Here is a 25282-nt window from a genome sequence, read left to right as displayed (position 1 = left end):
CTTGGCAAATCAGGTCTAAAATTAACTGTTGGCAGCGTTAGTATGCCCATTTATAAAGGAGTTAGATAGTCATGACACAAAACACGAAGCTGCGTCCGATTACGCCTGAGTTTGATCCTTGGGAAGCCTATATGGATGTTGACCAATACGGAGACATGCAGCTGACAAACGTTGAATTCACAACGACGACACTTTGCAATATGAGATGCGAGCATTGTGCTGTAGGCTATACATTGCAGCCTAAAGACCCGAATGCTCTGCCAATAGATCTTCTGTTAAAACGGCTGGAGGAAATCCCTCGCCTGCGCTCCATCAGCATTACAGGCGGAGAGCCGATGCTATCGTTGAAATCAGTAAAAGAATATGTCGTTCCTTTATTGAAATACGCCCATGAACGGGGTGTGCGGACGCAAATTAATTCAAACCTGACCCTCGACATCGAGCGGTACGAATGGATCATTCCGTATCTCGATGTGCTACATATTTCTCATAACTGGGGTACAGTTGAAGATTTTGCTGAAATCGGCTTTGCCATGATGGACAGAAAACCGACCTTCGAACAGCGCGCGCGCTATTTTGAAAAAATGATCGAAAACAGCCGCACGCTCGTGGATGCCGGAGTAATGGTATCTGCGGAAACGATGCTGAACAAACGAACTCTTCCGCATATTGAGCATATTCACCGCCAAATCACAGAAGATATGAAATGTCAGCGTCATGAGGTCCACCCAATGTATCCAAGCGATTTCGCAAGCGCTCTTGAATCCCTCAGCCTGAAAGAGATGAGACAGGCCATTCACCGCTTGCTGGATATTCGTGATGAAAATACGTGGATGCTGTTCGGAACGCTGCCGTTTTATGCCTGCAGTCCGGACAAAGACGACCAAAAGCTGCTTCGCCGGCTTCGCGCGGCAAAAAACGTTACCGTGCGAAATGACCCTGACGGCCGTTCTCGCCTGAATGTAAACATTTTTGACGGAAACATTATCGTGACCGATTTCGGCGATACTCCGCCGCTTGGCAATATTCAGACGGACAGCCTCCCTTCCGCCTATGAAAAATGGAGAGAGACCAAGCTTGCAAAAGAACTGAGTTGCCACTGCCCGAATGTCCGGTGCCTCGGACCGAATGTTCTTGTCAAAAACACTTATTATCAGGATACAGATTTCACAAAACGTCAAGCCAGGAGTTAGATGCGGATGGAAGAAACACTTACAGAGATTTTCCGGAATAAAATCGTCGATATTGTCCTCGTTGCCGTTATCCTTTGGATTGGTGTTTTTATCATCAACCGGCTGGTACAGCTGTTTTTTAAACGGACGGACTTTATTGAAGAAAAAAAGGAAAAAACGATTGAAAGCCTTGTCCGTTCTGTCACCCAATATACAGCGACGATTGGATTTATCTTTTACGTTATTTCTTTATTTGTGCATGATTTCGGCAAGATATTAGCCGGAGCGGGCGTTGCAGGTATCGTGATCGGTTTTGGCGCCCAATCTCTGATCAAAGATGTGCTGGCCGGCGTCTTCTTAATATATGAACGCCAGCTGCACAAAGGCGATTATGTCACCGTCAACAACTTGTTTAACGGGACAGTGGAGGAGATCGGCCTTCGCTCGCTGCAAATCCGGGAATGGAGCGGCAAACTGCTCACCATCAGCAACGGCGAGGTCAGGCAGATAGAGAACTATAATATCCATTTTATGCGGATTATCGAATCCTTTCTCATCAGCTTTAAAGAAGATCCAGACCGCGTGTACAGCGTGTTGGAAGAGGCATGTGACATGCTGAATGAAGAGCTTCGTGATTCATTGAAGCGAGATGAATTCGGCAATCCGGCAGAACCGTTTCAAGTCCACGGCATCACCGCTTTGAATAAAATCAATCGCGGCGTCGAATTTACGGTGAAAGGCATGGTGAAGGATGATGATTATTTCAGCGCCAGCCTTGCAGCAAGACGAATACTCGTTCGCCAGCTGTACCAAAACAATGTGCAAATGCTTGAGGAAGCGGTCCGAATTGAGAGAACCCAATAAACAAAAAAACTGATTCCGAGTCGGAATCAGTTTTTTATTTATCTGATCAGTGAGGAAAGCTGAAAGCCAAACGTGACATGATCTTGAACCGGAATCCATGCGCCGATTCCCTGTGACGTGACATTTTTCACGACGAGTTTTCGTTTATTTCCTTTCAGCACTAAGTACACTTCTCCGTAAGTCACTTTTCCTTTTTCATTCACAGCCGGTGCATATGCATGTAGATAACCGATTTTTTTAGGAGCGACTTTATAAATCTGATCCCGTTTTGTGCCAGCCCCGATGACCGTCTCAAATGCTAGCGGAAGGTTCGTTTTCTTCATCGCTTTTTGCATCATCATGCTTTTGACATCTTCAGCATTCGGAACTTTAGCTGTCAGGCCGCCCTTCACTTTGTACTGCTGTTCCTGGGCATAATGCATTTCAGCCGTTTCTTTCCCGCCGCGGTTATCTGCACGGTTTGTATTGATTTTTTTATATTCCCAGTTTGCGACCGTTTCATTTGATTCATAGCCGAGCGCCCATTTCCCGAGAAATATTGTCGCACGGTACCCTACCGCAAGCGGTGTGCCGGATATGTTGGATTCATTCAGCATTTTGATGAGATGCGGGTTTTCAATCTCCACCTCAGAATGATCGAGCAATTCCTTTGCCAGCTTGCTCGGCTGAAGCATTGGCTGATCCTGTGAAGCGTTCGGATACGTGTTTTCCTTTGAAATGCTTGCGACAGAATTAGGAACCTTAAACTGCTTTTTCGCGTGGATGGGCTGAACGCCGAAAAAACTAAAGAATAACAACACGATAAGTGTGGAATGAAATAGCTTTTTCATCATATCACTCTTTCTATGGCATTTTCCCTTAGTCTTTTCATCCCGCTTTGTTGTTATCCAACATTTTTTCAGGTTAAAGAAGGAAAAAGCCGATCGCCATAATGACATATGCGGCAAGCAGTGTTGCCCCTTCAAACCAGTTGGAATCCCCGTCGTTCGAAATAGCGATCATCAAGAGAACCGCTGATACCATCGCGACGAGCTCCGGCAATGTAAAGACAAGCGGCATGCTTGTCGGGAAAAAGATAGAACAGATGACGAGCACCGGTGCGACAAACATAGCGATCTGCAGCGTAGAGCCGACTGCGATTTCAACCGCAACGTCCATTTTATTTTTGAAGGCCATAATAATCGCTGACGCGTGCTCCGCCGCATTTCCTACAATCGCCACAATGATGACCCCGATAAACAGCTCGCTCCAGCCGAACTGCTCAGCCACAGAGTGGAATGTGTGGACCAGGTTTTCGGATATGTATGCCACGACAATCGTTGCCGCAAACAACACAATCGTCGCAATCTTCCCTGACCATTCCGGCTGTTCCTCCTCTTCATGCTGGGCGGCATTGTTTGGCTGATAAACTCCGCGGTGCGTGACGAGTTTAAAATACAGCGCCGCGACATATAACAGAATCATGATAATGCTGATGCCAATGCTTAAATTGAGCTTGCTCGCGTCTCCCATTCCAATAGAAAATACTTCGGGAATCACGAAGGCGACAATGACGGCAAAAATCAAAAGCCCCGAATTATGGCGCGCATCATGAATATTAAACTCTTGGCGCTTATACTTTAAACCGCCGACAAAAAACGATAGGCCCGCGACCAGCAGCAGGTTTCCCAGCACTGAACCGGTTAAAGAGGCAAGCACGATTCCTGTCAGGCCTTCCTTTAATGCAAAAAGGGAAATAATCAGTTCAACCGCATTCCCGAAGGTTGCATTCAACAAACCGCCTATTCGCGGTCCTGCAATAATGGACAGTGATTCTGTCGCCCTTCCCATATAGCTTGCAAGCGCGATAATTGTCACGCAGTAAACGGCAAAAAGAACCGCGGAAGGCCAATGCATCAAACTGCCAATCACAGAAAGCGGAACACCGGCCGCCACTAAAATAAAAAAGATACGATTCATGGTGAAATGGCTCCTTTTTTATGACTTGTTTTATTTTTATTCTTCTCAAAAACCTTCATGATTACACGAGGGCAAATGTTTAGCGTGATATAGGCTTTTTTCAGGTTGCCTGCTTTTGGAAAACGTTGTACGATCAACATAGATCCCACATAAGGAGAACGACACGATGTCACGATTTCATTTCTTTATCCTTGTCTTGCTCGTTTCCATTTCCGGGTTTTCACAAGGCATGCTGCTGCCTGTCATTTCAATCATTTTTGAAACAAATGGAGAATCCGCTGCTGTCAACGGCCTGCATGCGACCGGACTGTATATCGGCGTGCTTTTGGCTTCGCCGTTTATGGAAGCGCCGCTTAGAAAACTCGGATTCAAGCCGCTGATCGTCATGGGCGGAAGCATTGTCATTTTAAGCTTATTCGGATTTATTTGGCTTCAGTCAGTTTGGGTCTGGTTCCTGCTTCGCCTGTTTATTGGAATCGGCGACCATATGCTTCACTTTTCTACGCAAACGTGGGTAACCTCCATGTCATCAAAACAAAATCGCGGAAAAAACCTGTCTATTTACGGGCTTTCCTTTGGCCTTGGATTTGCCGCGGGTCCGTTCATGGTGCCACTTGTCAAGCTGAGTCCGCCGCTTCCTTTTATCGTGTCCGGCTGCATCAGTCTGTTTGCGTGGCTTTTTGTTTTCTTTCTACAAAATGCATACCCGCAAACCAGTCCTCATGAAACCAAAACTGACAATAGTTTCAGGCGGTTTTATCAGGCCATGCTGTTTGGATGGGTTGCCTTTATGCCTACATTTGGCTACGGGTTTCTGGAGACGGCGCTGAACGGAAGCTTTCCCGTTTACGCGCTCCGTTTGGGGATATCAGTAGACGCAGTAGCGATCATCCTTCCCGCATTTGCGATTGGAAGCATTATCTTTCAGTTTCCTCTCGGCATCCTCAGCGATAAATACGGCAGGCGGAATGTGCTGCTGGTGATTTTACTGACTGGGGCTCTTTGCTTTTTCATCGCCGGTGTATTCCCTTTGCCTTACGTGATCGGCGGCTGCTTTTTTATTGCAGGAATGGCAGTCGGATCAACCTTTACACTTGGCATCAGCTATATGACAGATCTTCTCCCGCCTCATCTCCTGCCGGCGGGAAACCTGCTTTGCGGCATTACATTCAGTCTTGGCAGCATTCTCGGCCCAATTGCCGGCGGCTGGTATATGCAGACATTTGAAAGCGCAAACTTGTTCTACTTCATTACTCTTACGCTTAGCGCTGTATGGCTGGCCCTTGTGCTGGGCAAACCGAAAAGCTGGTCACCGGCTGAAACCTATTCTTCATCTTCCTAATCAAAAAGCCTCCCGACATGATGTCAGGAGGCTTTGATGCTAATGGTAGCCGTTTTGTCCGTTGGCGCTTCCGCTTGTTTTATGGCTCGATTTGCTTTTCGAGTTTTGTTTGTTATGGCTTCCGCCTTTTTTCGTATGCTTGGTCATCACGATATCCCCCCGACTTCTTTTTGAACCGAAGTTCGTTTATAGGATGCACTAATGGTAGGGGTTTTCATCAGGAAGCTTTTTACGTTTATGTAAAAGAGCGTTGATTTCTCCGCCTAGGATAATTAAAATACCGCTCAAGTAAAACCAAATCATCAGAACGATGATTCCCCCGATGCTCCCGTAAGTGGCGCTATAGTTCGCAAACGTGCTGACGTAAAACGAAAACAATGTGCTGACAATGATCCAGCCGAGGGTCGCAAAGACCGCACCCGGCATGACAAACCGGAGAGACAGCTTTTTGTTCGGTGCAATCACATACAGCGCGGAAAAAACAATCAGAAGCACAAGAGGGCTTACACCCCAGCGAATGGCGGCCCAGACGGATAAAAACAGATCCGACGCCCCGACAAAGTCAGAAGCGAGCCTTCCAATCTCCCGGCCAAATACCGGCAGAAGCAAAGCCACTAAAATCGTAAATACCATGGCAATCGTCAAAAAAATCGAGGTTAGACGAACAATGATAAAAGAGCGGTTTTCTTCCACATCATACGCGTGGTTTAACGACCGGACGATCGCGTTCATTCCATTAGACGCAGACCATAATGCGGCGATAATCCCGAAGGACAGCAAACCGCCATTTCGATTATTTAAGGTTTGATGGGTAATGGATTCAACGAGAGACATCGCACTGGCGGGAGCATATTGTTCTATGACTCCTAAAACATCATCGGTAGAAAGCGGAAGATACGCGGTGAGCGTCAGCATAAAAATCAAAAACGGAAACAGTGACAATAGAAAAAAATACGCCAGCTCCGCTGATTTGCTTTGTCCTTCGTGAAGGGTGTACCTGCTGAAAAGCTCTTTTAAAAAACTCATGTCGCCTCACCTCGCATGTTTAATCATTTTTTTGAAAAATGCTCTTTCGTTTCTTGCACAAGTTCCATCACTTGCGGTGTTGTTTTCTTCAGCTCTTTCACCTGCTGATTCACAAAGTCGACTTCCTTTGAAAGCGTTTGGGCGAGCTTTTTGGCCTCATCCACTTTTGTGATGACAGTGTTTTTTAACAGCTCCGGATTGCTTTTATACAGTGAAAGTTTATGCTTGCATGTCAGCCATCTCATGCCGCACGCCTGTCTTGTCGGCTTATGGAGCAGTGATAACGCCGCGCCTGCCGCAGCTCCGAGAAATATCCCTTTCAGCATTAAACGTTCGTTGTTCATGCAAATTCTCCTTTCACTCACAATTGTTTTTCTTTTTGAATCGACGCAAGCAGATGCTCACAGCCCGATTTGATTAATTGGCAAGCCTCTTCAAAATTCCCCGTGTAGTAAGGATCGGGAACATCGGCCAGATCTGAATCTTCAACATAGTCCAAAAGCCTTTTGATATGCGGGGGGTTTTTAAATCCCGCCATGCTTCTGAGACTTCCGATATTTTCTGCATCCATTGCAATGATGTAATCAAAATCGGCCAGATCCTGTTCGCTGACTTGACGCGCCAGCATGCCATCAAAGCTGATTCCTTCTCTTCGCAATATCTCCTGCGTTCCCTCATGCGGGGGATTGCCGATGTGCCAGCCGCCAATACCGGCTGAGTCCGTCTTGATTTTCCCCGCTAATCCTTTTTTGGCTGCCAAGTCCCGAAAAATCGCTTCCGCCATCGGAGACCGGCAAATGTTTCCTAAACAAACAAATAACACGCTTATCATGTTGTGCAACCTCCCTATTCTTTGCCCCTATTTCTCTAAAAAGAAACCTTCATGAATATCTTAGTAGGATGTTCATTTCCTTTTCAACTGATGTCTTCACTTTTTTGGAATAAACAGCCTGCTTTTAGAATAGGGTTTTTTTCTGAAGGAATTCTGTTAGAATAAAACATACCTATATTGCGCAAAGAAAGGATGGAATCATTTGTCCAGCCCAAATACAGAGACATTAACTCAAATGATTGAAGAGATTTCCCAAAAGCTGAACATGCTGAACGTCGGCGTGATCAAAGCGGAGGATTTCAGTGATGAGAAGATCGAAGACCTCACGTACCTTCACCGCATGGTGATGAAAAAAGAATCATTCAGCCCAAGTGAAATGCAGGCAATTGCTCAGGAACTAGCCTCGCTTCGCAAATAATGGAGACTGGCCGGAAACTCGGCGAGTCTTTTTTATCATTGCCTCAAAACCAATTTTCCTTAACAGGCGCCATTTATATCTGCTTAATTTTTGCATTCGAAGAAACAGGCTGCCAAACATGATACTCATGACAGTGTTCGAATAAGTTGTGAAGGAGTACAAGCATGAAAACGTCACATATCAAAACAGCATCCGGAATGTATATCAACTACTTCTTTCTGGGGATGGTCAATATCATTCTCGCATCCAATATGCCCTCTTTAACAAAACAATGGAATACCGATCCGACCGGCATCAGTTATGTCATTGCCGCTATCGGATTTGGCAAACTGCTGACATACGGCATTTCCGGAGTTTTATCTGATAGAATCGGCAGAAAGCCGCTTGTTGTCGCTTCTGCGGGAATTATGGCCGTCTTTTTAGTCGGTATTCCTTTATCACCGAGCTATGAGCTGGCGTTTGTGTTCGCCTTATTAGCGGGAGTTGCAAATTCAGCGATGGACGCAGGAACATATCCCGCCCTGACCGAACTCTTCCCGGCTGCTTCCGGTTCGGCGAATGTCTTGGTCAAAGCCTTTATGTCTGTCGGGGCAGCACTTTTGCCTCTGTTGATCACATTTTTAGCAGACCACAGCATGTTTTACGGATTTGCTTTTTATCTGCCGGCAGCGGTCTATCTCCTGAATATTGTTTATTTATCAACGCTTTCGTTTCCTAAAAAACATAAGAAACCAACTGATAGCGGCCAACAGGAATCTTCCGTTTTCTTGTCTGAACCTGTTTTTCAGAAAGAAGGCACCGCACTGATTATCATCGGTTTTACATCCACGGCTTTATTTACGGTTTCTCAAATCTGGCTCCCGAGCTACGCGCAAAAGGCAGCCGGGTTAGCTGAATCAGCATCCGTACAATTGCTGAGCTATTATAGTATAGGGTCTCTGGCATCTGTTTTATTATTAGCCGTTTTGCTGAACAGATGGGTCAAACCTGTCTTCATAACGCTCTTATATCCCATTATTACTTTATGTACGCTCGCAGTTATGCTGACGGTTCATACCCCAGTCGTGCTGGACATCACTGCCTTTTTCTTAGGCTTTTCTACTGCAGGTGTGTTTCAAATGACCATTACGTTAATGACAGAGCTGTTCTGGAAGCGAAAAGGAACCGTTACCGGAATTGTAGCGACCGCTTCAAGCCTTGCATCGATTCTGCTTCCGATTGCAACAGGCCTTATCGCAAAAGCGGGAGGCATCGCCCATATTTTCATGTTCGACTTCGGCATTGCGGTCATCGGAACGGCTGCAGCGGCTTTCTTGTATTACAGGTACAAGAAGCTGACTGGCGCTCAAGCCTAAGCAACAAAAAAACGGACGCCCGCGGGCGTCCGTTTTTATCTTATTTCTCAAGCAATGCCAAAGATTCGCGGTTAAATGCCGGAATGTCGTCCGGTGTTCGGCTTGTAACCAGTTGATCCTGGCAAACAACCACTTCCTTGTCCACAACGTCGGCACCGGCGTTTTCCATGTCAACACGAATGGACGTATAGCCTGTTGCTTTTCGGCCGTCGAGCGCTTTCGCATTGATTAAAAGCTGCGGGCCGTGGCAAATGGCGAATACCGGTTTTTTGTCAGTCATAAACGCTTTTGTAAATTGGACGAAACGATCATCAGCGCGAAGCTGGTCTGGTGAAAATCCTCCAGGAATCAAGAGCGCATCAAAGTCTGAAGGGTTTACGTCGTCAATGGAAGCGTCAACTGTCACTTCCGCTTTTCCCTGCTTGCCTTTTACTGTTTTTCCTTTTTCAGTTTCGATGACAGTCAGTTCATGTCCCGCTTCTTTAAAAGCTTTCGCAGGCTCAGTGTACTCGCTGTCCTCAAAGTAATCTGTCAAAACAACTGCAATTTTTTTCCCCATGGTTCATAACCTCCCGCTTTAGATGTCTACATAAAACACTCTACCCCAGCCACACTAAAATAAACATTTTGCGAATATGGACAAACGATAAGCATAAATACCCAGCATTTGTCGTTTGAAGCTGCTACATAGTACTCATTTTTCTCCCTTTTACAATAATCATAAAGAAACACCTACAAATAGTTACAAAATATTCTTACAATAGGAGCTGTAACACAAATTTCGTTGAAAGGTGGAGAACTGGTGAGAATACAGAAAAGACGAACACACGTCGGAAACATTCTCCGTATTCTTTTGCCCCCAATTATGATACTTAGCCTAATCCTCCCAACACCACCCATTCATGCAGAAGAAAGCGCGGCTCCTCAGGTGCATCTGAGTATTTTGGCCACGACTGATATTCATGCCAATATGATGGATTATGATTACTACAGCGACAAAGAAACGACGGATTTCGGGCTGGCGAGAACGGCGCAGCTGATCCAAAAGCACCGCGAGCAAAACCCTAACACTCTGCTTGTCGATAACGGCGACTTGATTCAAGGGAATCCGCTGGGTGAATACGCGGTGAAATATCAAAAAGACGACATTATCTCCGGCGCGAAAACCCATCCGATTATCAGCGTCATGAATGCGTTGAAATACGACGCCGGGACGCTTGGCAATCACGAATTCAACTACGGACTTGACTTTCTCGACGGCACAATCAAAGGAGCCGATTTCCCGATTGTCAATGCCAACGTCAAAACAACTAGCGGCGAAAACCGTTATACGCCGTATGTGATAAAAGAGAAAACGGTCACTGACGGAAACGGCAATAAACAGAAAGTAAAAGTCGGCTACATAGGCTTTGTCCCCCCGCAAATCATGACATGGGACAAAAAGAATCTTGAGGGGCAGGTTCAGGTGCAGGATATCGTAGAATCCGCCAATGAAACAATCCCGAAAATGAAGGCAGAAGGCGCAGATGTCATTATTGCTCTCGCCCACACCGGCATTGAAAAGCAGGCGCAATCATCAGGCGCAGAAAACGCCGTGTTTGACCTTGCCACTAAAACGAAAGGCATTGATGCGATTATCTCGGGCCATCAGCACGGGCTCTTTCCTTCCGCGGAGTATGCAGGTGCTGCTCAATTCGATGTGGAAAAAGGAACGATTAACGGCATTCCTGTCGTCATGCCAAGCAGCTGGGGCAAATACTTAGGCGTGATTGACCTCAAACTTGAAAAGGCGGACGGCTCATGGAAGGTTGCAGATTCCAAAGGCAGTATTGAATCTATTGCCGGCACCGTCACATCCAGAAACGAAACCGTTACAAACACCATACAGCAAACACACCAAAACACACTGGAGTATGTTCGAAAGCCAGTCGGCAAAACCGAAGCCGATATTAACAGCTTCTTTGCCCAGGTCAAAGATGATCCTTCCATTCAAATCGTTACTGATGCGCAAAAATGGTACGCCGAAAAAGAAATGAAGGATACCGAGTACAAGGACCTGCCGATTTTATCCGCCGGAGCGCCGTTTAAAGCAGGCGGCAGAAACGGAGCCAATTACTACACAAACATTCCGGCCGGAGATCTTGCGATTAAAAATGTCGGTGACTTGTATCTTTATGATAATACTGTCCAAATCGTCAAGCTGACAGGCAGCGAAGTGAAGGACTGGCTGGAGATGTCAGCAGGCCAATTCAATCAAATTGATCCGGCTAAAGGCGGCGATCAGGCCTTGCTGAACGAGAATTTCCGCTCCTATAATTTTGATGTGATTGACGGCGTCACATATCAAGTCGATGTGACAAAACCGGCTAAATACAATGAGAACGGAAAAGTGGTTCATGCGGATTCATCCCGGATCATCAATCTTTCCTATGAAGGCAAGCCGATCAGCCCAAGCCAGGAATTTCTCGTGGTCACCAATAATTATCGTGCGTCCGGAGGCGGCGGGTTCCCTCATCTGACGAGCGATAAAATTGTCCACGGCTCTGCTGTTGAAAACAGGCAGGTGCTGATGGATTACATTATTGAACAAAAAACAGTCAATCCAAAAGCAGACAACAACTGGTCAATCGCGCCTGTTTCCGGTACGAATATGACGTTTGAATCCTCACTTTTGGCCAAGCCATTTGCCGATAAAGCAGACGACGTCGCTTATGTAGGCAAGTCTGCGAATGAAGGCTATGGTGTGTATAAGCTGCAATTCGATGATGATTCAAATCCAGATCCTCCTAAAGACGGGCTGTGGGATCTAACTGTCATGCACACGAATGACACGCACGCCCATCTCGATAATGCAGCGAGACGAATGACGAAAATTAACGAAGTGCGCAGCGAAACAAACCACAACATTCTCCTTGATGCGGGAGATGTGTTTTCCGGTGATCTGTATTTCACAAAATGGAACGGTTTGGCCGATTTGAAAATGATGAATATGATGGGCTATGACGCCATGACCTTCGGAAACCATGAATTTGACAAAGGCCCGACAGTGCTTTCTGATTTTCTAAGCGGAAACAGCGCGACCGTTGATCCAGCGAACCGCTATCACTTTGAAGCGCCGGAATTTCCGATTGTCAGCGCAAACGTAGATGTGTCAAATGAGCCCAAACTGAAATCATTTGTCAAAAAGCCGCAAACCTTTACGGCAGGTGAAAAGAAAGAAGCCGGCATCCACCCTTACATTCTGTTAGACGTTGACGGGGAGAAAGTCGCCGTATTCGGACTGACAACGGAAGATACGGCCACCACCTCAAGTCCGGGCAAAAGCATCGTATTTAATGATGCCTTTGAAACAGCACAAAACACCGTCAAAGCGATTCAGGAAGAAGAAAAAGTAAATAAAATTATTGCATTAACCCATATCGGGCATAACCGAGACCTTGAGCTCGCCAAAAAAGTAAAAGGCATTGACTTGATCATCGGCGGACACACTCACACCCTCGTAGACAAAATGGAGGTCGTGGACAACGAAGAACCGACGATCGTGGCACAGGCAAAAGAATACGGCCAATTCTTAGGGCGCGTTGATGTCGCGTTTGATGAAAACGGCGTTGTGCAAACAGACAAATCAAATCTGAGTGTGCTGCCAATTGATGAACATACAAGAGAAAACGCAGAAGCAAAACAAGAGCTCGACCAGTTCAAAAGTGAATTAGAAGACGTCAAAAATGAAAAAGTCGGTTATACGGATGTGGCGCTTGACGGCCAGCGTGAGCATGTGCGTACGAAAGAAACGAATCTCGGAAACTTCATCGCGGACGGTATGCTTGCAAAAGCGAAAGAAGCAGCCGGCGCCAGAATAGCGATAACAAATGGCGGCGGCATCAGAGCCGGCATTGACAAAGGGGATATCACACTCGGCGAGGTGCTCAACGTGATGCCGTTCGGCAATACGCTTTACGTGGCCGATTTAACCGGAAAACAAATTAAAGAAGCCCTTGAACAAGGCCTAAGCAATGTGGAAAACGGCGGCGGCGCTTTCCCTCAGGTAGCCGGAATCGAATATACCTTTACATTAAACAATGAACCTGGACACCGTGTGTTAGACGTGAAAATTGAATTGCCTAACGGAGACAAAGTTGCTATAAATACGAATGATACCTACCGCGTGGCAACAAATAATTTTGTCGGCGCCGGAGGAGACGGATATTCTGTCTTTACACAAGCCTCCCATGGTGAAGACCTTGGCTACGTTGATTATGAGATTTTCACCGAACAGCTGAAAAAACTAGGAAACAAGGTATCTCCTAAAATTGAAGGACGGATCAAAGAAGTATTCCTGCCGACAAAGCAGAAGGATGGCAGCTGGACACTTGATGAAGACAAATTTGCGATTTACGCTAAAAATGCCAACACGCCGCTTGTCTATTACGGAACACATGAAGGATCACAAGAGAAGCCTATCAATCTTAAAGTGAAGAAAGATCAGGTCCAACTTTTGAAAGAAAGAGAGTCAGATCCTTCATTGACGGTGTTCAACTACTGGTACAGCATGAAGATGCCAATGGCGAACCTTAAAACCGCAGACACTGCAATCGGAATCAAGTCGACGGGAGAGTTGGATGTGTCATTGGCAGATGTATATGACTTTACAGTAAAGCAAAAAGGAAAAGAGATAAAATCATTCAAGGAGCCCGTTCAGCTTTCTCTTCGCATGTTTGATATTGAAGAAGCCCATAACCCTGCCATTTATCACGTCGACAGGAAAAAGAAAGCTTTCACAAAGACAGATCACGGATCAGTTGACGATGATATGGTGACAGGATATACAAACCACTTCAGCGAATACACGATCTTAAATTCCGGAGAGAACAACAAACCGCCGGCATTCCCGTCAGATCAACCGACAGGCAGGGATGACGGCAATCATGGCGGCGGCTCCGACAAACCAGGCGGAAAACAGCCGACTGACGGGAACGGAGGAAATGATACGCCTCCTGGCACTCAACCGACTAACGGTTCGGGCGGGTCAGGAACAGACGGCCCGGCTGGCGGCCTGCTTCCGGACACAGCCACATCCATGTACTCGATCCTGTTGGCCGGATTTCTGATCAGTGCACTCGGCACGGCATTGTACTTACATCAGAGGAGAAAACAGAATAGAGCGAATCAGGCATAAAAAAAGAGCTGCTCGCTATGCGAGCAGCTTTCTTTATTTAAACCCACTTCACAACATCTTCAACAGCAGATCTTGTTTTCGGACGAGGGTCTCTCACTCGGTAGCCGAATGCCACCATCACAGAAATATCAAAGCTTCCGTTTTCCAGAAGCCCTTCTTCTTCAAGAATGCGGTGAATGTGATCATACTGGAAACCTTCGATCGGGCAGGAATCAACACCAATTTGCGCAGCGGCAGTCATCATGTTGCCAAGCGCGATATAGGTTTGTTTTGATGCCCAGTCAAACAATGTTCTGTCACTTTCAAGCAAATGCAAATCGTTTTTCTGGAATTCTTCTGTTTTGCTTAGATAGCCTTCGTACACGTCTTGAGGCATTTGTTTTACTTCTTTTAAATGACGTTTGATGTAGTCCGCATTATATTTCATATCCTTCGCTGTACGTGCGAGAATCAGGACGAAATGGCTTGCGGTCGGCAGCTGCTTTTGCGCGCCCCATGTGTATTCGCGAAGCTTCTCGCGGAATTCCGGATTTTGGACGACGACAAATTTCCAAGGCTCAAGGCCGAGTGAGCTTGGAGACAGTCTTCCTGTTTCTAAAATAAATTCAAAATCGCTGTCTGACACTTTTTTATTCGGATCAAATTCCTTTGTCGCATGTCTGAAATGGTATGCATCCAAAATTTGTTTCTTTAGATCTGCCATGTTAAACACCTCTCCTTTAGGTTACTCTCATCTCTATTGTAGCCATTATGATAAAAAGTAAAAGTACGCACATTTTTGTTGGATAGTATCAATTTTGATACCAAACAAAAAAGCGCACTGCCGCAGGCAGGCGCCTCTTTCACTTTCCCCGCCGCGCAAAATCGACAAACCGGAATTTGTCGAGACGGTGTCTGCTTTCCGTATATTGAAACAAACTGGTATCCTCCAAAAAGACGTAGTTTCTCACCACGACCATATGGTCATAGCCGCGTAAATCGAGCAGCTCTCTGTCCTCGTCCGTACACGGCTCGGCGACAATTTCTTTTTGGGCGTAACTGATCGAAAGACCGAGTTCTCCTTCTATATATTCATATATGGAGTTTTCACAAATTTCTTTCGTCAGGTGCGGGACATGCTTTCTGAAAAAGTAATCCTTGTCCAAAATCACATGTTCCCCGTCAATCTTTCTAGACCTGATCACTTCCCAGATGTCGTCATCCGAATTGGCCCGGAGCTGTTTCTGGATCAGCTCTGACGGAGGCTCCAACCCGAATTTGTGTACAGTTGTTTTCGTTTCTTTGCCAAGCGTTTGCGCGAGCTCCTTGAAGCTGACAAGACCCGAAACGGGAAACTGCATTTTTTCACGGTTGAGAATGATAGAGCCCTTCCCTCTGATTTTCTGAATATAGCCGTTTTGCGCGAGCATATGAAGCGCCTTTCGGACCGTTTCTCTTGATGTATCATACTGTGCGGTCAACTCATGTTCTGACGGAAGAATCTCCTCCGCTTTCCATCGGCCGGCTTCGATTTGCTGCGCGATGTCTTTATAAATTGTGATGAATTTATTCACCTTCATTATGGACCACCCAGCTTAGTTTAACACGGTTTCGTTAAACGATAAACAATGGACTCATACGGACGGAGCGTCATGTTCTGAAGCCCTTCCCTTGCTTCATCGTTCGTCAACAGCACCTCTGCCTTCCATTCGTCAGGCGCTAAAGAGTCCGGCAGTGTAAAGGCCGCCTCTGTCCCGTAAAAATTATTGATCACGAGCAGCTTTTCATTGCGGCCGTGTCTGAGATACGCAAAAATGCTCGGGTCATCCTTTGCGATTAACTCATACGTCCCCTCTGTCACGATGTCATACATTTTGCGAATCTGAATTAATTTTTGATAATGGTAAAACACCGAATTTTGATCCCTCAGCGCCGCTTCAGCATTGATTTCCCGATAGTTGCCTGCAACCGGTATCCATGGTGTGCCCGTTGTAAAACCGCCATTCTCCGTAGCATCCCACTGAACGGGGGTTCTGGAATTGTCACGGGATTTCGCCTGTAAAATCGCTGTGATCTCTTGATCAGCCATTCCTTTGTCCTTCAAGGCGTGATACATGTTCAGCGATTCAACATCCCGATAGGAGCTGATGTCAGTAAACTTCGGATTCGTCATCCCTAGCTCCTCACCCTGATAAATATAAGGCGTGCCCTGCATCATATGAATGGCCGTAGCAAGCATTTTCGCCGATTTCACCCTATACGGGCCATCATCTCCATATCTTGATACAACGCGCGGCTGATCATGATTGCACCAGAACAGAGCGTTCCATCCCCCTCCTGCGTGCATCCCCGTTTGCCAATCGGATAGGATCTCCTTCAGCTTTAAAAAGTCAAACGGCGCCAAGGCCCATTTTTCGCCGTTTGGATAGTCAACCTTGAGATGATGGAAGCTGAACGTCATGTCTAGTTCCTTATTGGCAGGATTCGTGTATCGGATGCAATGGTCTACCGTCGTTGAAGACATCTCACCGACCGTCATGCTGTCATAATGTGAAAACACCTTTTCGTTCATTTCATGCAGATATTCGTGCACCCGCGGCCCGTCAGTGTAATAGGCACGGCCGTCTTCTCCGGCTTGCGCATCCGGAAAGCGCTGGTCTTTAGAAATCAGGTTGATGACATCAAGCCTGAAGCCGTCTATCCCCTTTTCAAACCAAAAATGCATCATGTCATAGACATGCTTTCTGACCTCTTCATTTTCCCAATTCAAATCAGCCTGCGTCACATCAAACAGATGCAAATAGTATTGTCCCGATGCTTCATCAAGCTCCCATGCCGGGCCGCCGAATTTCGATTCCCAGTTCGTCGGGTGAGAACCGTTTTCCCGCGGGCTTTTCCATATATAAAAATCACGGTATGGGCTGTCGATTGAAGAAATCGCCTCGCGAAACCATTTGTGCTCTGTTGACGTATGATTGACGACAAGGTCCATGACGACTTTCAAGTCTCTTTTATGCGCTTCGAATAGTAACCTTTCAAAATCCTCCATCGTTCCATATTCAGGATAAATCGAGTAATAATCACGAATATCATACCCATTATCCTGCTGCGGAGAATCATAAATCGGCGTCAGCCAAAGCACATCCACCTGAAGTGTTTTTAAGTAATCGAGCTTTTCGATGATGCCGTTCAGGTCACCTACACCGTTTCCTGTCGTATCGTTAAAGCTTTTCGGATAAATTTGATAGACCACAGCTTTTTTCCACCATGGCGTTTGTTCTGTTTTCATCTGTTTCCACCACCGATTTTTAAATGATAAACGGGAAAAGGGAACGCTAAACACGTCCCGCTCCCCATTGGTTATTTATGTTTGAATCTTGCATACGCGTATGTTCCGGCAAACGGTACGATCAATACAATGGCCATCCCGATAGCAAACGCGCCCCAGTACTGGCTCATGATTGAGAAAATCCCCGGCACGCCGCCCACACCGACGGAGCTGGCCAGCACACCTTGAGAAGAAATATACATTCCGGCCAGCCCAGAGCTGACCATTGCGATGATAAATGGGAATCTGTATCGCAGATTCACCCCGAAGATGGCAGGCTCTGTAATGCCAAGATAAGCAGAAATCCCTGACGTGAGGGAGAGGCCTTTTTGTTTCTCATCCTTCACGATAAACATCATGGCCAGCGCGGCCGAACCTTGGGCGATATTAGAAAGCGCCAGCATCGGCCATAAAAAGGTGCCGCCGAGCTTTGATCCGATGAGCTGCAGGTCAACGGCAAGAAACGTGTGATGCATACCGGTAATCACGAGCGCTGAGTAGAAGCCGCCATATAACAAACCGCCAAGTGCGGCAAAAGAACCGAACACCGAGATAAGCCCTGAAGTCAGCACATTCCCGATCGCAAATGTAACCGGGCCGATCAAAATAAAAGAGGCAAACCCAGTTACGAGAAGCGTAATCGGCGCGACAACGAGAAGCTGTATGCCCTCAGGTGTGCGTTTTGTTAAAAACATCTCAATCTTCGCCAGCATATAAGAAGCAAGCAAAATGGGGAGCACCTGGCCCTGATAGCCGACTTTCTGCACCTCTAGGCCGAATAAATTCCATACCGGGATCTTTCCGCTTTGTTCTGCGGCGCCATATCCCCACGCATTTAGCAAATCAGGATGCACGAGCATAACCCCGAGCACAATGCCAAGAAGCGGATTGCCGCCGAACCGTTTGACGGCAGACCATCCGATTAACGCAGGCAGGAACGTAAAGGCCGTGCCTGCAATCAGGTTAATCATATTAGCAAGATCTGCCCACTGCGGATAGACCTGCACAATCGATTTTGTGCTGAAGAAAATGCCTTCCGCCGTTAAAATGTTATTGATCCCCATTAAAAGACCCGCCGTGACAATTGCAGGCAATATTGGAATGAAGATATCTGCAAGCGTTTTCACAGCACGCTGCAAAGGATTCATATTTTTTTCTGAAGCCTTCTTCACATCATCCTTAGTTGACTCGCCAATCCCCGTTTCCTTGACCAGTTCAGCATATACTTTGTTGACCGTTCCCTGGCCGATGACGACCTGAAACTGTCCGTTTGTCGAGAATGAGCCCTTTACCACATCAATTTGATCAAGCGCCTGTTGGTCAACCTTGCTTTCATCTATTAATGCAAAACGCAAACGTGTAACACAATGAGTTGCCGCTGCAATATTTTCAGCACCGCCGACTGCTTCGACAATCTGAAGTGCCGATTTGTTCAGTTCCCCCATGCCAACCCCTCCGTATCCGTTTTTATAACTTGTATATACAACTTATGATTATATTGTATTCCTGTATATACATGTAGTCAACCATTTTTTATAGCGCTTTCATCCTAGTTCGGAATATATGAAACAGACAAGGTTACCCTAAAAGTCACAAACCCTTATTGAATAAGACATAAAAAGCAGGGTAAGCTTCTATGAATAAACGCGACAAAGCGCTTCAGCTCATCAAAGAGCTTGAAGACAATCAGGACAGACCGAACTCTCCCGATTTGAAGGAAAGACATCGTATTTAGACAATTTGACTTTGGAAATGGGCTGTGCGGATTTATTGTTTATGAAGAAACATTGAAGAGTTTATAACAGAATCGACCATCAGAGGATCAAGAGAGGGCTTCACCGAAAGCCTCAAGGGATAATGTTCAGCGCGGCGTCTGCCCGCTAGCGATTTCTTTCCATCAAGCTGAGGCTCTCCGTGAAGAGGGAGTGCGCCTGCCGAAAACCGTTGGCCAGACGGTCAGCATTCTCGGCGCTTTTGTTATTGGGACAGCTACTGAAGCGAAAATTGTGTCTGCCCCATGGTGATCTTAGATCGTTCAGACATGATCAGCGCGGCCTTTTGGATTCCGGTCATTACGGTGAAGATCGCCGGTTCGCTTTATATTGTGGTGTACGGCCCTTTCGTTCTTACACTCAAAAATCGACCTGAAAGCCATGTATACACTAACCGGCATGTTCTCAGTCGTATGCACATTAATACAGTGATTTCTCTTTTGCTGCCTTTTCATTTATTGATCGTGAAAAGCAAAGCATTGTTCGGCGCAAAAGCAAAACACTAGGAATTTTTAGCTTCTTTTGTTGGATAAACAGGCTTCTGTTTCGTTTTTCTTATATCTTTCAGGTAGTACTGTTCAGATGTAAAGAATTCGGTGTACAGCGCTTTTACCTTTCTGCTCAATAACAAGAGCGCAATCACATTCGGGACAACAATAAAAACCAATGCTAAGTCCAATACGCCCCAAATGGCTTTTGCTCCGCCTGCGGCACCTATGATAATAGCCGCTAAATAAACGAATTTAATCACATGTCCTGCCAGCCGCCCGAACAGAAATTCAGCTTGCTTTACGCCGTAGAAAATGACAACCATGATGGTTGATACAACAAAGAAAACGAGAGAAACTGAGACGAAATACCCTCCTCCAGAACCAAAATAGTGCTGAAATGCGGCCGTTGTCAGTGCTGCCGGGTCATTTGAGGCGTTCTTCCCTGTCCATACACCGGATGCAAGGACGATAAAAGCGGTAGTCGTACAGATGATCAAGGTGTCAATGACAATGCCGATCACAGACCAAAACCCTTGCCGCACAGGGTGATCAGTCATAGCTGCCGCGTGTGCAATCGGGGCTGTGCCCATTCCGGCTTCATTAGAATACAGCCCGCGGGCAAATCCCCAGCGAACGGTTTCAGCCAGAGCAGCACCAGCGAATCCTCCAACTGCTGAAGAAGAAGTAAACGCATTTGAAAAGATAAGAGAGAAAAACGCCGGCACTGATGATAGATTCATGAGAACAATCAGGAGACCGGCTCCCGCGTATGCCCCTGCCATAAGAGGCACGACAAACTCTGTTACTTTTCCGATCCGCTTTACTCCTCCGATCACCACTAACCCGATCAAAAACGCTATGCCGATTCCTGCGTATATTTTATTGAAAGAAAACGTCTCGGCAAGCGAGACTGAAACCGAATTTCCCTGAACCATAATACTCGGGATCAGCTCCACAATCAGCGCAACAGAGAAGAATACGCCGAGCCATTTCATGCGCAGCCCTTTTGTTATGTAATACATCGGTCCCCCGACGAATTCACCCTGCTCATTTTTTTCCCTGTAATGAACAGCAAGAACACTCTCAGAAAACTTAATCGCCATGGCAAATAAGGCAATAAGCCACATCCAAAAAACCGCTCCGGGCCCTCCAAACATAATAGCGGCAGGCACACCGACAATGTTCGCCGCACCGATCGTTGAACTGAGGGCCGAGGTCAATGCCTGGAGCGGTGTGACCGTCCCCTCTCCCTTCGGCTTTTTTCCTACACTGGCGATTGTCTGTTTGAAAATGTATAAAGGATAGCGAAATTGAAAACCTTTCAGCAAAATCGTGAAATACAACCCCGTCCCCGTCAGCAGAATGATTAGCGGCGGCCCCCACAGCCAATCAGATATATGCTCTATCCACTCTAATAGTCGTTCCATCCCATCACCCTTTTTTCGTTTATGAGTCATTTCCCATAGATGGAAAAACATAAACCTTTAGACATAGAACTTGGAATATAAAAAGGATGGCTTCTCTCAATCGCCATCCTGGAGACAAGACAAATCAGCTGGAAGAGGGTCTGTTTCGTCCAAGCCGGTCATATACTTTATTCTTATAAAAAGCGGATGCTGGCTTTGAAAACATGTCTTTTTTGTCAACAAGCTTATCAAGCAGCAATTGCTTTTCAGATTTTGTTCTGATTAATTGCTCCCGTTCTTTTTCGTCATAGCACTTTTCGATTAAATGGTCGATGGTCATAAGCTCTTTTTTGAGCGCGCCCTCGTCCTCAGCCATTCCCGCATTTTTCATAATACGGTAGCCCATGCGCAGCGATTCCGGCAAGTGTGCCGCGTCATCTTTCGGCAGCGGCTTTCCCATTCCCGGGAGGTTTTGAAAGTCTCCGTCTTTGATGGCGCGCTTAATTTTATCTTCAGACACAATATGGGAAAAATCCATCCTTCCACCTCTTTTCATCTATTCCGTTTATTTTATCATATAATGATCATTGTACCATTTTATTCCTTTATTTCTAGAAAGATACCTTGTTTTACATTTGGTCATTTCAAAGCGAAACGTTGATTCGACGGCGTTTTTCGCCACTTTCTCCATCATACGATTTTCACTTTTCTAATCTGCTGATTCGTGTTATATTGGATACGTTCGTTTTTTCTATCGTTTCGCTCGAACTGGATCGGAAAAAAGGAGTGTAACAATGAAAACATTTATAAAAGAAAGAGGACTGGCCTTCTTCTTCATCGCGGTCGTCCTGTTATGGATCAAAACGTATGTCGGTTATGTCCTGAACTTCAACTTAGGAATAGACAACACGATACAAAAAATATTGCTTTTTGTGAATCCTCTTAGCTCAAGCTTGTTCTTTCTTGGCTTTGGACTCTTGTTCAAGAAAAAATTACAGCGGACAGCCATTATAGTGATTCATTTTTTAATGTCTTTTTTACTGTACGCAAACATTGTGTACTACAGATTTTTCAATGATTTTATTACAATTCCGGTCATTATGCAGGCTAAAACAAACGGCGGCCAACTCGGTGACAGCGCATTTTCGCTGATGAGACCGACTGACGCCTTTTACTTTATCGACACGATCATCCTAATCATCTTGGCGATCAAAGTGAACAAGCCTGCCGAAACGTCAAGCAAAAAATCGTTCCGAATTATTTTAGCGTCTTCGATTCTTGTGTTCTTGATCAACCTGGCAGTTGCGGAATCAGACCGTCCTGAATTGCTGACAAGATCATTCGACCGGAACTATCTTGTGAAATACTTGGGAACATACAATTTCACAATTTATGACGCTGTACAGAATATCAAGTCCAACAGCCAGCGCGCGCTTGCCGATTCCAGCGACGTGACGGACGTAGAAAACTATATGAAAGCCAATTACGATGTGCCGAATAACGTGTATTTCGGCAAAGCGGAAGGAAAAAACGTCATTTACGTTTCACTTGAATCTTTGCAGTCATTTATCATCGACTATAAAATTGACGGCAAAGAAGTGACACCGTTCTTAAATAAACTGGCACATGATAACGAAACGTTCTACTTTGATAACTTTTTCCACCAAACGGGACAAGGTAAAACATCTGATGCTGAATTTATGATGGAAAACTCTCTGTACCCGCTGGCTCAAGGTTCAGTTTTCGTAAACAAAGCGCAAAACACGCTGCAATCCGTTCCGGCGATTCTGAAGTCTAAGAATTACACATCTGCCGCGTTCCACGGGAACACGCAGACGTTCTGGAACCGTAACGAAATGTACAAAGCGGAAGGCATTGATAAATTCTTTGATTCTGCCTACTATGACATGAACGAAGAAAACACGAAAAACTACGGCATGAAAGACAAACCGTTCTTCAAAGAATCAATGCCGCTGCTGGAAAGCCTGCCGCAGCCGTTCTATACGAAGTTCATTACCCTGTCCAACCACTTCCCATTCGGAATGGATGAGGGGGATACAGACTTCCCGGCTGGAGACTTTGGTGACTCTGTCGTCGATAACTACTTCCAGTCAGCCCATTACCTTGATCAGTCCATTGAACAATTCTTCAATGATCTGAAAAAAGACGGGTTATATGATAAATCGGTTATTGTAATGTACGGAGACCACTACGGCATCTCTGAAAACCACAATAAAGCGATGGCGAAAGTGCTTGGCAAAGATGAAATCACTGATTACGACAATGCCCAGCTTCAACGGGTGCCGCTCTTTATCCACGCTGCCGGCGTGAAGGGCGAGAAGGTTCATAAATATGCCGGAGACGTCGACGTGGCTCCTACCATTCTGCATCTGCTCGGAGTGGATACGAAAGACTATCTGATGTCCGGGTCTGATATTTTATCGAAAGAACACCGTGAAGTGATTCCGTTCCGAAACGGAGACTTTATTTCACCAAAGTACACGAAAATATCCGGTAAGTATTACGATACGAAAACCGGCAAAGAACTCGATGAATCCGAAGTCGACAAGTCAGAAGACTCACTCGTCAAGAAGGAGCTTGAAATGTCTGATAAAATCATAAACGGAGACCTGCTGCGGTTCTACGAGCCGAAAGGTTTTAAGAAGGTAAACCCTTCTGATTATGATTACACAAAACATGACGAAGATTCTTCCGAAACGTCAAAGGATAACGAAGATAAATAAGAAAAAGCGGAGAGGTTGCCCTCTCCGCTTTTTTATTTGACGGCAGCTCTCAATTCCTCAGCTGCAAATTCCACATTCGGCCCAATAATGACTTGAACCGATTGCCCGCCAGATTTGACAACCCCTTTTGCGCCTGCTTTCTTCAAAAGCGCTTCATCCACCAAAGCGGTATCCTTCACAGTCAGTCGCAGCCTTGTGGCGCAATGATCAATGGTTTGAAGATTTTCTTTTCCGCCGAGCCCTTTCAGCATGATGTTTTCATTTACATCCTGAACCGTATTTTCATCCAGCACTTCATCCACATCATCATCTTCCCGTCCCGGCGTTTTTAAATTCAAAGCCTTAATCAGTACATAAAACACGATAAAGTATACTGCCGCATAGCATATACCTACAAAAAGCAGAAGCAGCGGTTTTTCTGCGATTCCGTAGCTGAGCACATAATCGATAGCTCCGGCTGAAAAAGAGAAGCCTGAGCGGATGCCTAGCCAGTTGACGATAAATAAAGATAACCCTGTTAAGATCGCGTGAACAGCGTATAAAAGCGGAGATAAAAACATAAATGCAAACTCAATCGGCTCCGTAATCCCTGTGATAAACGCCGTTAAAGCAAACCCAATCATCATTCCAGCCGTCGCTTTCCGTTTAGACGGCTTCGCAGTCACAACCATAGCCAGACACGCCGCCGGAAGACCGAACATCATGATTGGAAAGAATCCGGTCATATATGTGCCCGCTGTCGGATCTTTCGCGAAAAAGCGCGCCAGATCCCCTGTCACTCCGTTATATTCTCCGAATTGGAACCAGAAAATATTGTTCAGTACGTGGTGAAGGCCAAGCGGAATTAACAGCCTGTTGAAAAGGCCGAATATGCCCGCTCCGATGCCGCCTAGTCCCAGCATCCACTCTCCAAACGCGTTTATGCACGATTGAATCGGCGGCCAGACGACTCCGAATATGCCGGCTAAAATGATCGTAATGATGGCAGTTATAATCGGCACAAGCCGTCTACCGCTGAAAAATCCGAGATATTCTGGCAGCTTTGTATCCTTGAAGCGGTTATAGGTGTAACCAGCAATTAAACCGGCAATAATTCCCCCAAACACCGCCATGTTATTTGTTTTGTCAATTGTCTTTGTCGCCGCGTCAAGCATCAGATACGATATCGCCCCTGATAAACCCGCGGCCCCATTGCTGTCTTTTGAAATGCCGATGGCAATTCCGATCGCAAAAATAAGCGGCAGATGATCAAAAACCGCCGTCCCCGCCTGATAGACAAACGGGATATTAAATACATCCTCTCTGCCAAGCGCAAGGATAATTCCAACCGCAGGCAGAACCGCAATCGGGAGCATAAATGACTTCCCGAGTTTTTGTAAAAATGAAAGCATACCCATCCCCCTCATACCCTTTTTTTT

Annotated in this window: 21 protein-coding genes and 3 pseudogenes; 10 read left to right on the top strand and 14 right to left on the bottom strand. The window is 46.0% G+C overall.

From position 1 onward, the window contains the following. Positions 1-71: 71 nt before the first annotated feature. Both yfkAB and mscC read left to right on the top strand, forming a co-directional pair. The gene (yfkAB, locus tag JQX68_RS04430; RefSeq protein ID WP_095432317.1) at positions 72-1193 is read left to right on the top strand and encodes a radical SAM/CxCxxxxC motif protein YfkAB; all 1122 of its coding nucleotides are present in this window, start codon (positions 72-74) and stop codon (positions 1191-1193) included. After that, positions 1194-2036 carry a mechanosensitive ion channel protein MscC gene (mscC, locus tag JQX68_RS04425; RefSeq protein ID WP_147773049.1) on the top strand — a complete coding sequence of 281 codons (843 nt, stop codon included), beginning with the start codon at positions 1194-1196 and terminating at the stop codon, positions 2034-2036. It abuts the gene before it with no gap. 38 nt (positions 2037-2074) lie between these two features. Here the strand turns inward: mscC and JQX68_RS04420 are convergent, their stop codons facing one another. Next, a complete protein-coding gene (locus JQX68_RS04420) occupies positions 2075-2869 on the bottom strand; it encodes a YfkD famly protein (protein ID WP_014663209.1) in 795 nt (264 codons plus the stop codon). Between the two features lie 70 nt (positions 2870-2939). After that, positions 2940-3995: a calcium/proton exchanger gene (cax, locus tag JQX68_RS04415; RefSeq protein WP_103031740.1), complete on the bottom strand. Its 1056-nt coding sequence runs from the start codon at positions 3993-3995 to the stop codon at positions 2940-2942. A gap of 166 nt (positions 3996-4161) precedes the next feature. Here cax and JQX68_RS04410 point away from each other — a divergent pair, with 166 nt between their 5' ends. Continuing rightward, positions 4162-5337, top strand: coding sequence for an MFS transporter (locus JQX68_RS04410; RefSeq protein ID WP_069149176.1), 1176 nt, complete (start codon positions 4162-4164; stop codon positions 5335-5337). Positions 5338-5535: 198 nt separating this feature from the next. On the opposite strand, the gene JQX68_RS04405 is transcribed toward JQX68_RS04410, so the two are convergent. From JQX68_RS04405 to yfkJ, 3 genes are read right to left on the bottom strand one after another with little or no spacing between them, the layout of a single operon-like run. Next, positions 5536-6363, bottom strand: coding sequence for a YihY family inner membrane protein (locus tag JQX68_RS04405; RefSeq protein WP_014663205.1), 828 nt, complete (start codon positions 6361-6363; stop codon positions 5536-5538). 23 nt (positions 6364-6386) lie between these two features. Further along, the gene (locus JQX68_RS04400) at positions 6387-6707 is read right to left on the bottom strand and encodes a hypothetical protein (protein ID WP_003233665.1); all 321 of its coding nucleotides are present in this window, start codon (positions 6705-6707) and stop codon (positions 6387-6389) included. Positions 6708-6724: 17 nt separating this feature from the next. Next, a complete protein-coding gene (yfkJ, locus tag JQX68_RS04395; RefSeq protein ID WP_147773048.1) occupies positions 6725-7195 on the bottom strand; it encodes a protein-tyrosine-phosphatase in 471 nt (156 codons plus the stop codon). A gap of 202 nt (positions 7196-7397) precedes the next feature. Here yfkJ and JQX68_RS04390 point away from each other — a divergent pair, with 202 nt between their 5' ends. After that, a complete protein-coding gene (locus JQX68_RS04390) occupies positions 7398-7613 on the top strand; it encodes a DUF1128 domain-containing protein (protein WP_003243712.1) in 216 nt (71 codons plus the stop codon). A 164-nt stretch (positions 7614-7777) separates the two neighbouring features. After that, positions 7778-8968, top strand: coding sequence for an MFS transporter (locus JQX68_RS04385; RefSeq protein ID WP_147773047.1), 1191 nt, complete (start codon positions 7778-7780; stop codon positions 8966-8968). 40 nt (positions 8969-9008) lie between these two features. On the opposite strand, the gene yfkM is transcribed toward JQX68_RS04385, so the two are convergent. Continuing rightward, positions 9009-9527, bottom strand: coding sequence for a general stress protein 18 (gene yfkM / locus JQX68_RS04380; protein ID WP_014663200.1), 519 nt, complete (start codon positions 9525-9527; stop codon positions 9009-9011). 243 nt (positions 9528-9770) lie between these two features. Here yfkM and JQX68_RS04375 point away from each other — a divergent pair, with 243 nt between their 5' ends. Then, positions 9771-14144: a multifunctional 2',3'-cyclic-nucleotide 2'-phosphodiesterase/3'-nucleotidase/5'-nucleotidase gene (locus JQX68_RS04375; RefSeq protein ID WP_147773046.1), complete on the top strand. Its 4374-nt coding sequence runs from the start codon at positions 9771-9773 to the stop codon at positions 14142-14144. A gap of 37 nt (positions 14145-14181) precedes the next feature. Here the strand turns inward: JQX68_RS04375 and JQX68_RS04370 are convergent, their stop codons facing one another. The 4 genes from JQX68_RS04370 to treP form a co-directional block, all read right to left on the bottom strand. Further along, complete coding sequence (locus tag JQX68_RS04370) at positions 14182-14847, bottom strand: NAD(P)H-dependent oxidoreductase (protein WP_014663198.1); 666 nt, start codon at positions 14845-14847, stop codon at positions 14182-14184. A 139-nt stretch (positions 14848-14986) separates the two neighbouring features. Continuing rightward, the gene (gene treR, locus JQX68_RS04365) at positions 14987-15703 is read right to left on the bottom strand and encodes a trehalose operon repressor (RefSeq protein ID WP_147773045.1); all 717 of its coding nucleotides are present in this window, start codon (positions 15701-15703) and stop codon (positions 14987-14989) included. 20 nt (positions 15704-15723) lie between these two features. Next, positions 15724-17412, bottom strand: coding sequence for an alpha,alpha-phosphotrehalase (gene treC, locus JQX68_RS04360; RefSeq protein ID WP_205440548.1), 1689 nt, complete (start codon positions 17410-17412; stop codon positions 15724-15726). Positions 17413-17483: 71 nt separating this feature from the next. Continuing rightward, positions 17484-18896, bottom strand: coding sequence for a PTS system trehalose-specific EIIBC component (treP, locus tag JQX68_RS04355; protein WP_069149170.1), 1413 nt, complete (start codon positions 18894-18896; stop codon positions 17484-17486). 191 nt (positions 18897-19087) lie between these two features. Between treP and JQX68_RS04350 the strand changes: the two are divergent. The 3 pseudogenes from JQX68_RS04350 to JQX68_RS04340 form a co-directional block, all read left to right on the top strand. Further along, positions 19088-19235: pseudogene (locus JQX68_RS04350) on the top strand (hypothetical protein); the annotation flags it as partial. Positions 19236-19331: 96 nt separating this feature from the next. After that, positions 19332-19469 (top strand): annotated as a pseudogene (locus JQX68_RS04345) (spore germination protein); the annotation flags it as partial. An 8-nt stretch (positions 19470-19477) separates the two neighbouring features. Then, positions 19478-19729: pseudogene (locus tag JQX68_RS04340) on the top strand (endospore germination permease); the annotation flags it as partial. Here JQX68_RS04340 and JQX68_RS04335 read toward each other — a convergent pair. From JQX68_RS04335 to JQX68_RS04325, 3 genes are all read right to left on the bottom strand, one after another. Next, entirely contained in the window at positions 19726-21141 is a 1416-nt protein-coding gene (locus tag JQX68_RS04335; protein ID WP_147773042.1) for an alanine/glycine:cation symporter family protein, read from the bottom strand. The pseudogene JQX68_RS04340 and the gene JQX68_RS04335 overlap by 4 nt on opposite strands. Positions 21142-21265: 124 nt before the next feature. Next, entirely contained in the window at positions 21266-21658 is a 393-nt protein-coding gene (locus JQX68_RS04330) for a DnaJ family domain-containing protein (protein WP_069149167.1), read from the bottom strand. A gap of 27 nt (positions 21659-21685) precedes the next feature. Beyond that, positions 21686-21814, bottom strand: a complete 129-nt coding sequence (locus JQX68_RS04325) for a hypothetical protein (RefSeq protein WP_080478180.1) — start codon at positions 21812-21814, stop codon at positions 21686-21688. A gap of 100 nt (positions 21815-21914) precedes the next feature. Here JQX68_RS04325 and ltaS point away from each other — a divergent pair, with 100 nt between their 5' ends. Continuing rightward, entirely contained in the window at positions 21915-23864 is a 1950-nt protein-coding gene (ltaS, locus tag JQX68_RS04320; protein ID WP_014663191.1) for a lipoteichoic acid synthase, read from the top strand. Positions 23865-23896: 32 nt separating this feature from the next. Here the strand turns inward: ltaS and nagE are convergent, their stop codons facing one another. Further along, positions 23897-25255 carry an N-acetylglucosamine-specific PTS transporter subunit IIBC gene (gene nagE / locus JQX68_RS04315; RefSeq protein ID WP_040083748.1) on the bottom strand — a complete coding sequence of 453 codons (1359 nt, stop codon included), beginning with the start codon at positions 25253-25255 and terminating at the stop codon, positions 23897-23899. Between the last annotated feature and the right edge of the window lie 27 nt (positions 25256-25282).

Source organism: Bacillus sp. LJBS06, assembly GCF_016924995.1.
In the GTDB taxonomy this organism is placed as follows: Bacteria; Bacillota; Bacilli; order Bacillales; family Bacillaceae; genus Bacillus; species Bacillus stercoris.
Note: the sequence above shows the minus strand (reverse complement) of the source record. Positions and strands in the feature narration are given on the sequence as shown.

Bases quoted from the DNA above. Each gene is read 5' to 3' on its own strand.
- JQX68_RS04330 (WP_069149167.1), bottom strand. From the start codon at position 21,658: ATGGATTTTTCCCATATTGTGTCTGAAGATAAAATTAAGCGCGCCATC.
- treP (WP_069149170.1), bottom strand. From the start codon at position 18,896: ATGGGGGAACTGAACAAATCGGCACTTCAGATTGTCGAAGCAGTCGGC.
- JQX68_RS04385 (WP_147773047.1), top strand. From the start codon at position 7,778: ATGAAAACGTCACATATCAAAACAGCATCCGGAATGTATATCAACTAC.
- mscC (WP_147773049.1), top strand. From the start codon at position 1,194: ATGCGGATGGAAGAAACACTTACAGAGATTTTCCGGAATAAAATCGTC.
- JQX68_RS04370 (WP_014663198.1), bottom strand. From the start codon at position 14,847: ATGGCAGATCTAAAGAAACAAATTTTGGATGCATACCATTTCAGACAT.
- JQX68_RS04400 (WP_003233665.1), bottom strand. From the start codon at position 6,707: ATGAACAACGAACGTTTAATGCTGAAAGGGATATTTCTCGGAGCTGCG.
- yfkM (WP_014663200.1), bottom strand. From the start codon at position 9,527: ATGGGGAAAAAAATTGCAGTTGTTTTGACAGATTACTTTGAGGACAGC.
- treC (WP_205440548.1), bottom strand. From the start codon at position 17,412: ATGAAAACAGAACAAACGCCATGGTGGAAAAAAGCTGTGGTCTATCAA.
- JQX68_RS04335 (WP_147773042.1), bottom strand. From the start codon at position 21,141: ATGGAACGACTATTAGAGTGGATAGAGCATATATCTGATTGGCTGTGG.
- ltaS (WP_014663191.1), top strand. From the start codon at position 21,915: ATGAAAACATTTATAAAAGAAAGAGGACTGGCCTTCTTCTTCATCGCG.
- nagE (WP_040083748.1), bottom strand. From the start codon at position 25,255: ATGCTTTCATTTTTACAAAAACTCGGGAAGTCATTTATGCTCCCGATT.
- JQX68_RS04405 (WP_014663205.1), bottom strand. From the start codon at position 6,363: ATGAGTTTTTTAAAAGAGCTTTTCAGCAGGTACACCCTTCACGAAGGA.
- JQX68_RS04325 (WP_080478180.1), bottom strand. From the start codon at position 21,814: ATGATGGAGAAAGTGGCGAAAAACGCCGTCGAATCAACGTTTCGCTTT.
- cax (WP_103031740.1), bottom strand. From the start codon at position 3,995: ATGAATCGTATCTTTTTTATTTTAGTGGCGGCCGGTGTTCCGCTTTCT.
- JQX68_RS04420 (WP_014663209.1), bottom strand. From the start codon at position 2,869: ATGATGAAAAAGCTATTTCATTCCACACTTATCGTGTTGTTATTCTTT.
- yfkJ (WP_147773048.1), bottom strand. From the start codon at position 7,195: ATGATAAGCGTGTTATTTGTTTGTTTAGGAAACATTTGCCGGTCTCCG.
- JQX68_RS04410 (WP_069149176.1), top strand. From the start codon at position 4,162: ATGTCACGATTTCATTTCTTTATCCTTGTCTTGCTCGTTTCCATTTCC.
- treR (WP_147773045.1), bottom strand. From the start codon at position 15,703: ATGAAGGTGAATAAATTCATCACAATTTATAAAGACATCGCGCAGCAA.
- yfkAB (WP_095432317.1), top strand. From the start codon at position 72: ATGACACAAAACACGAAGCTGCGTCCGATTACGCCTGAGTTTGATCCT.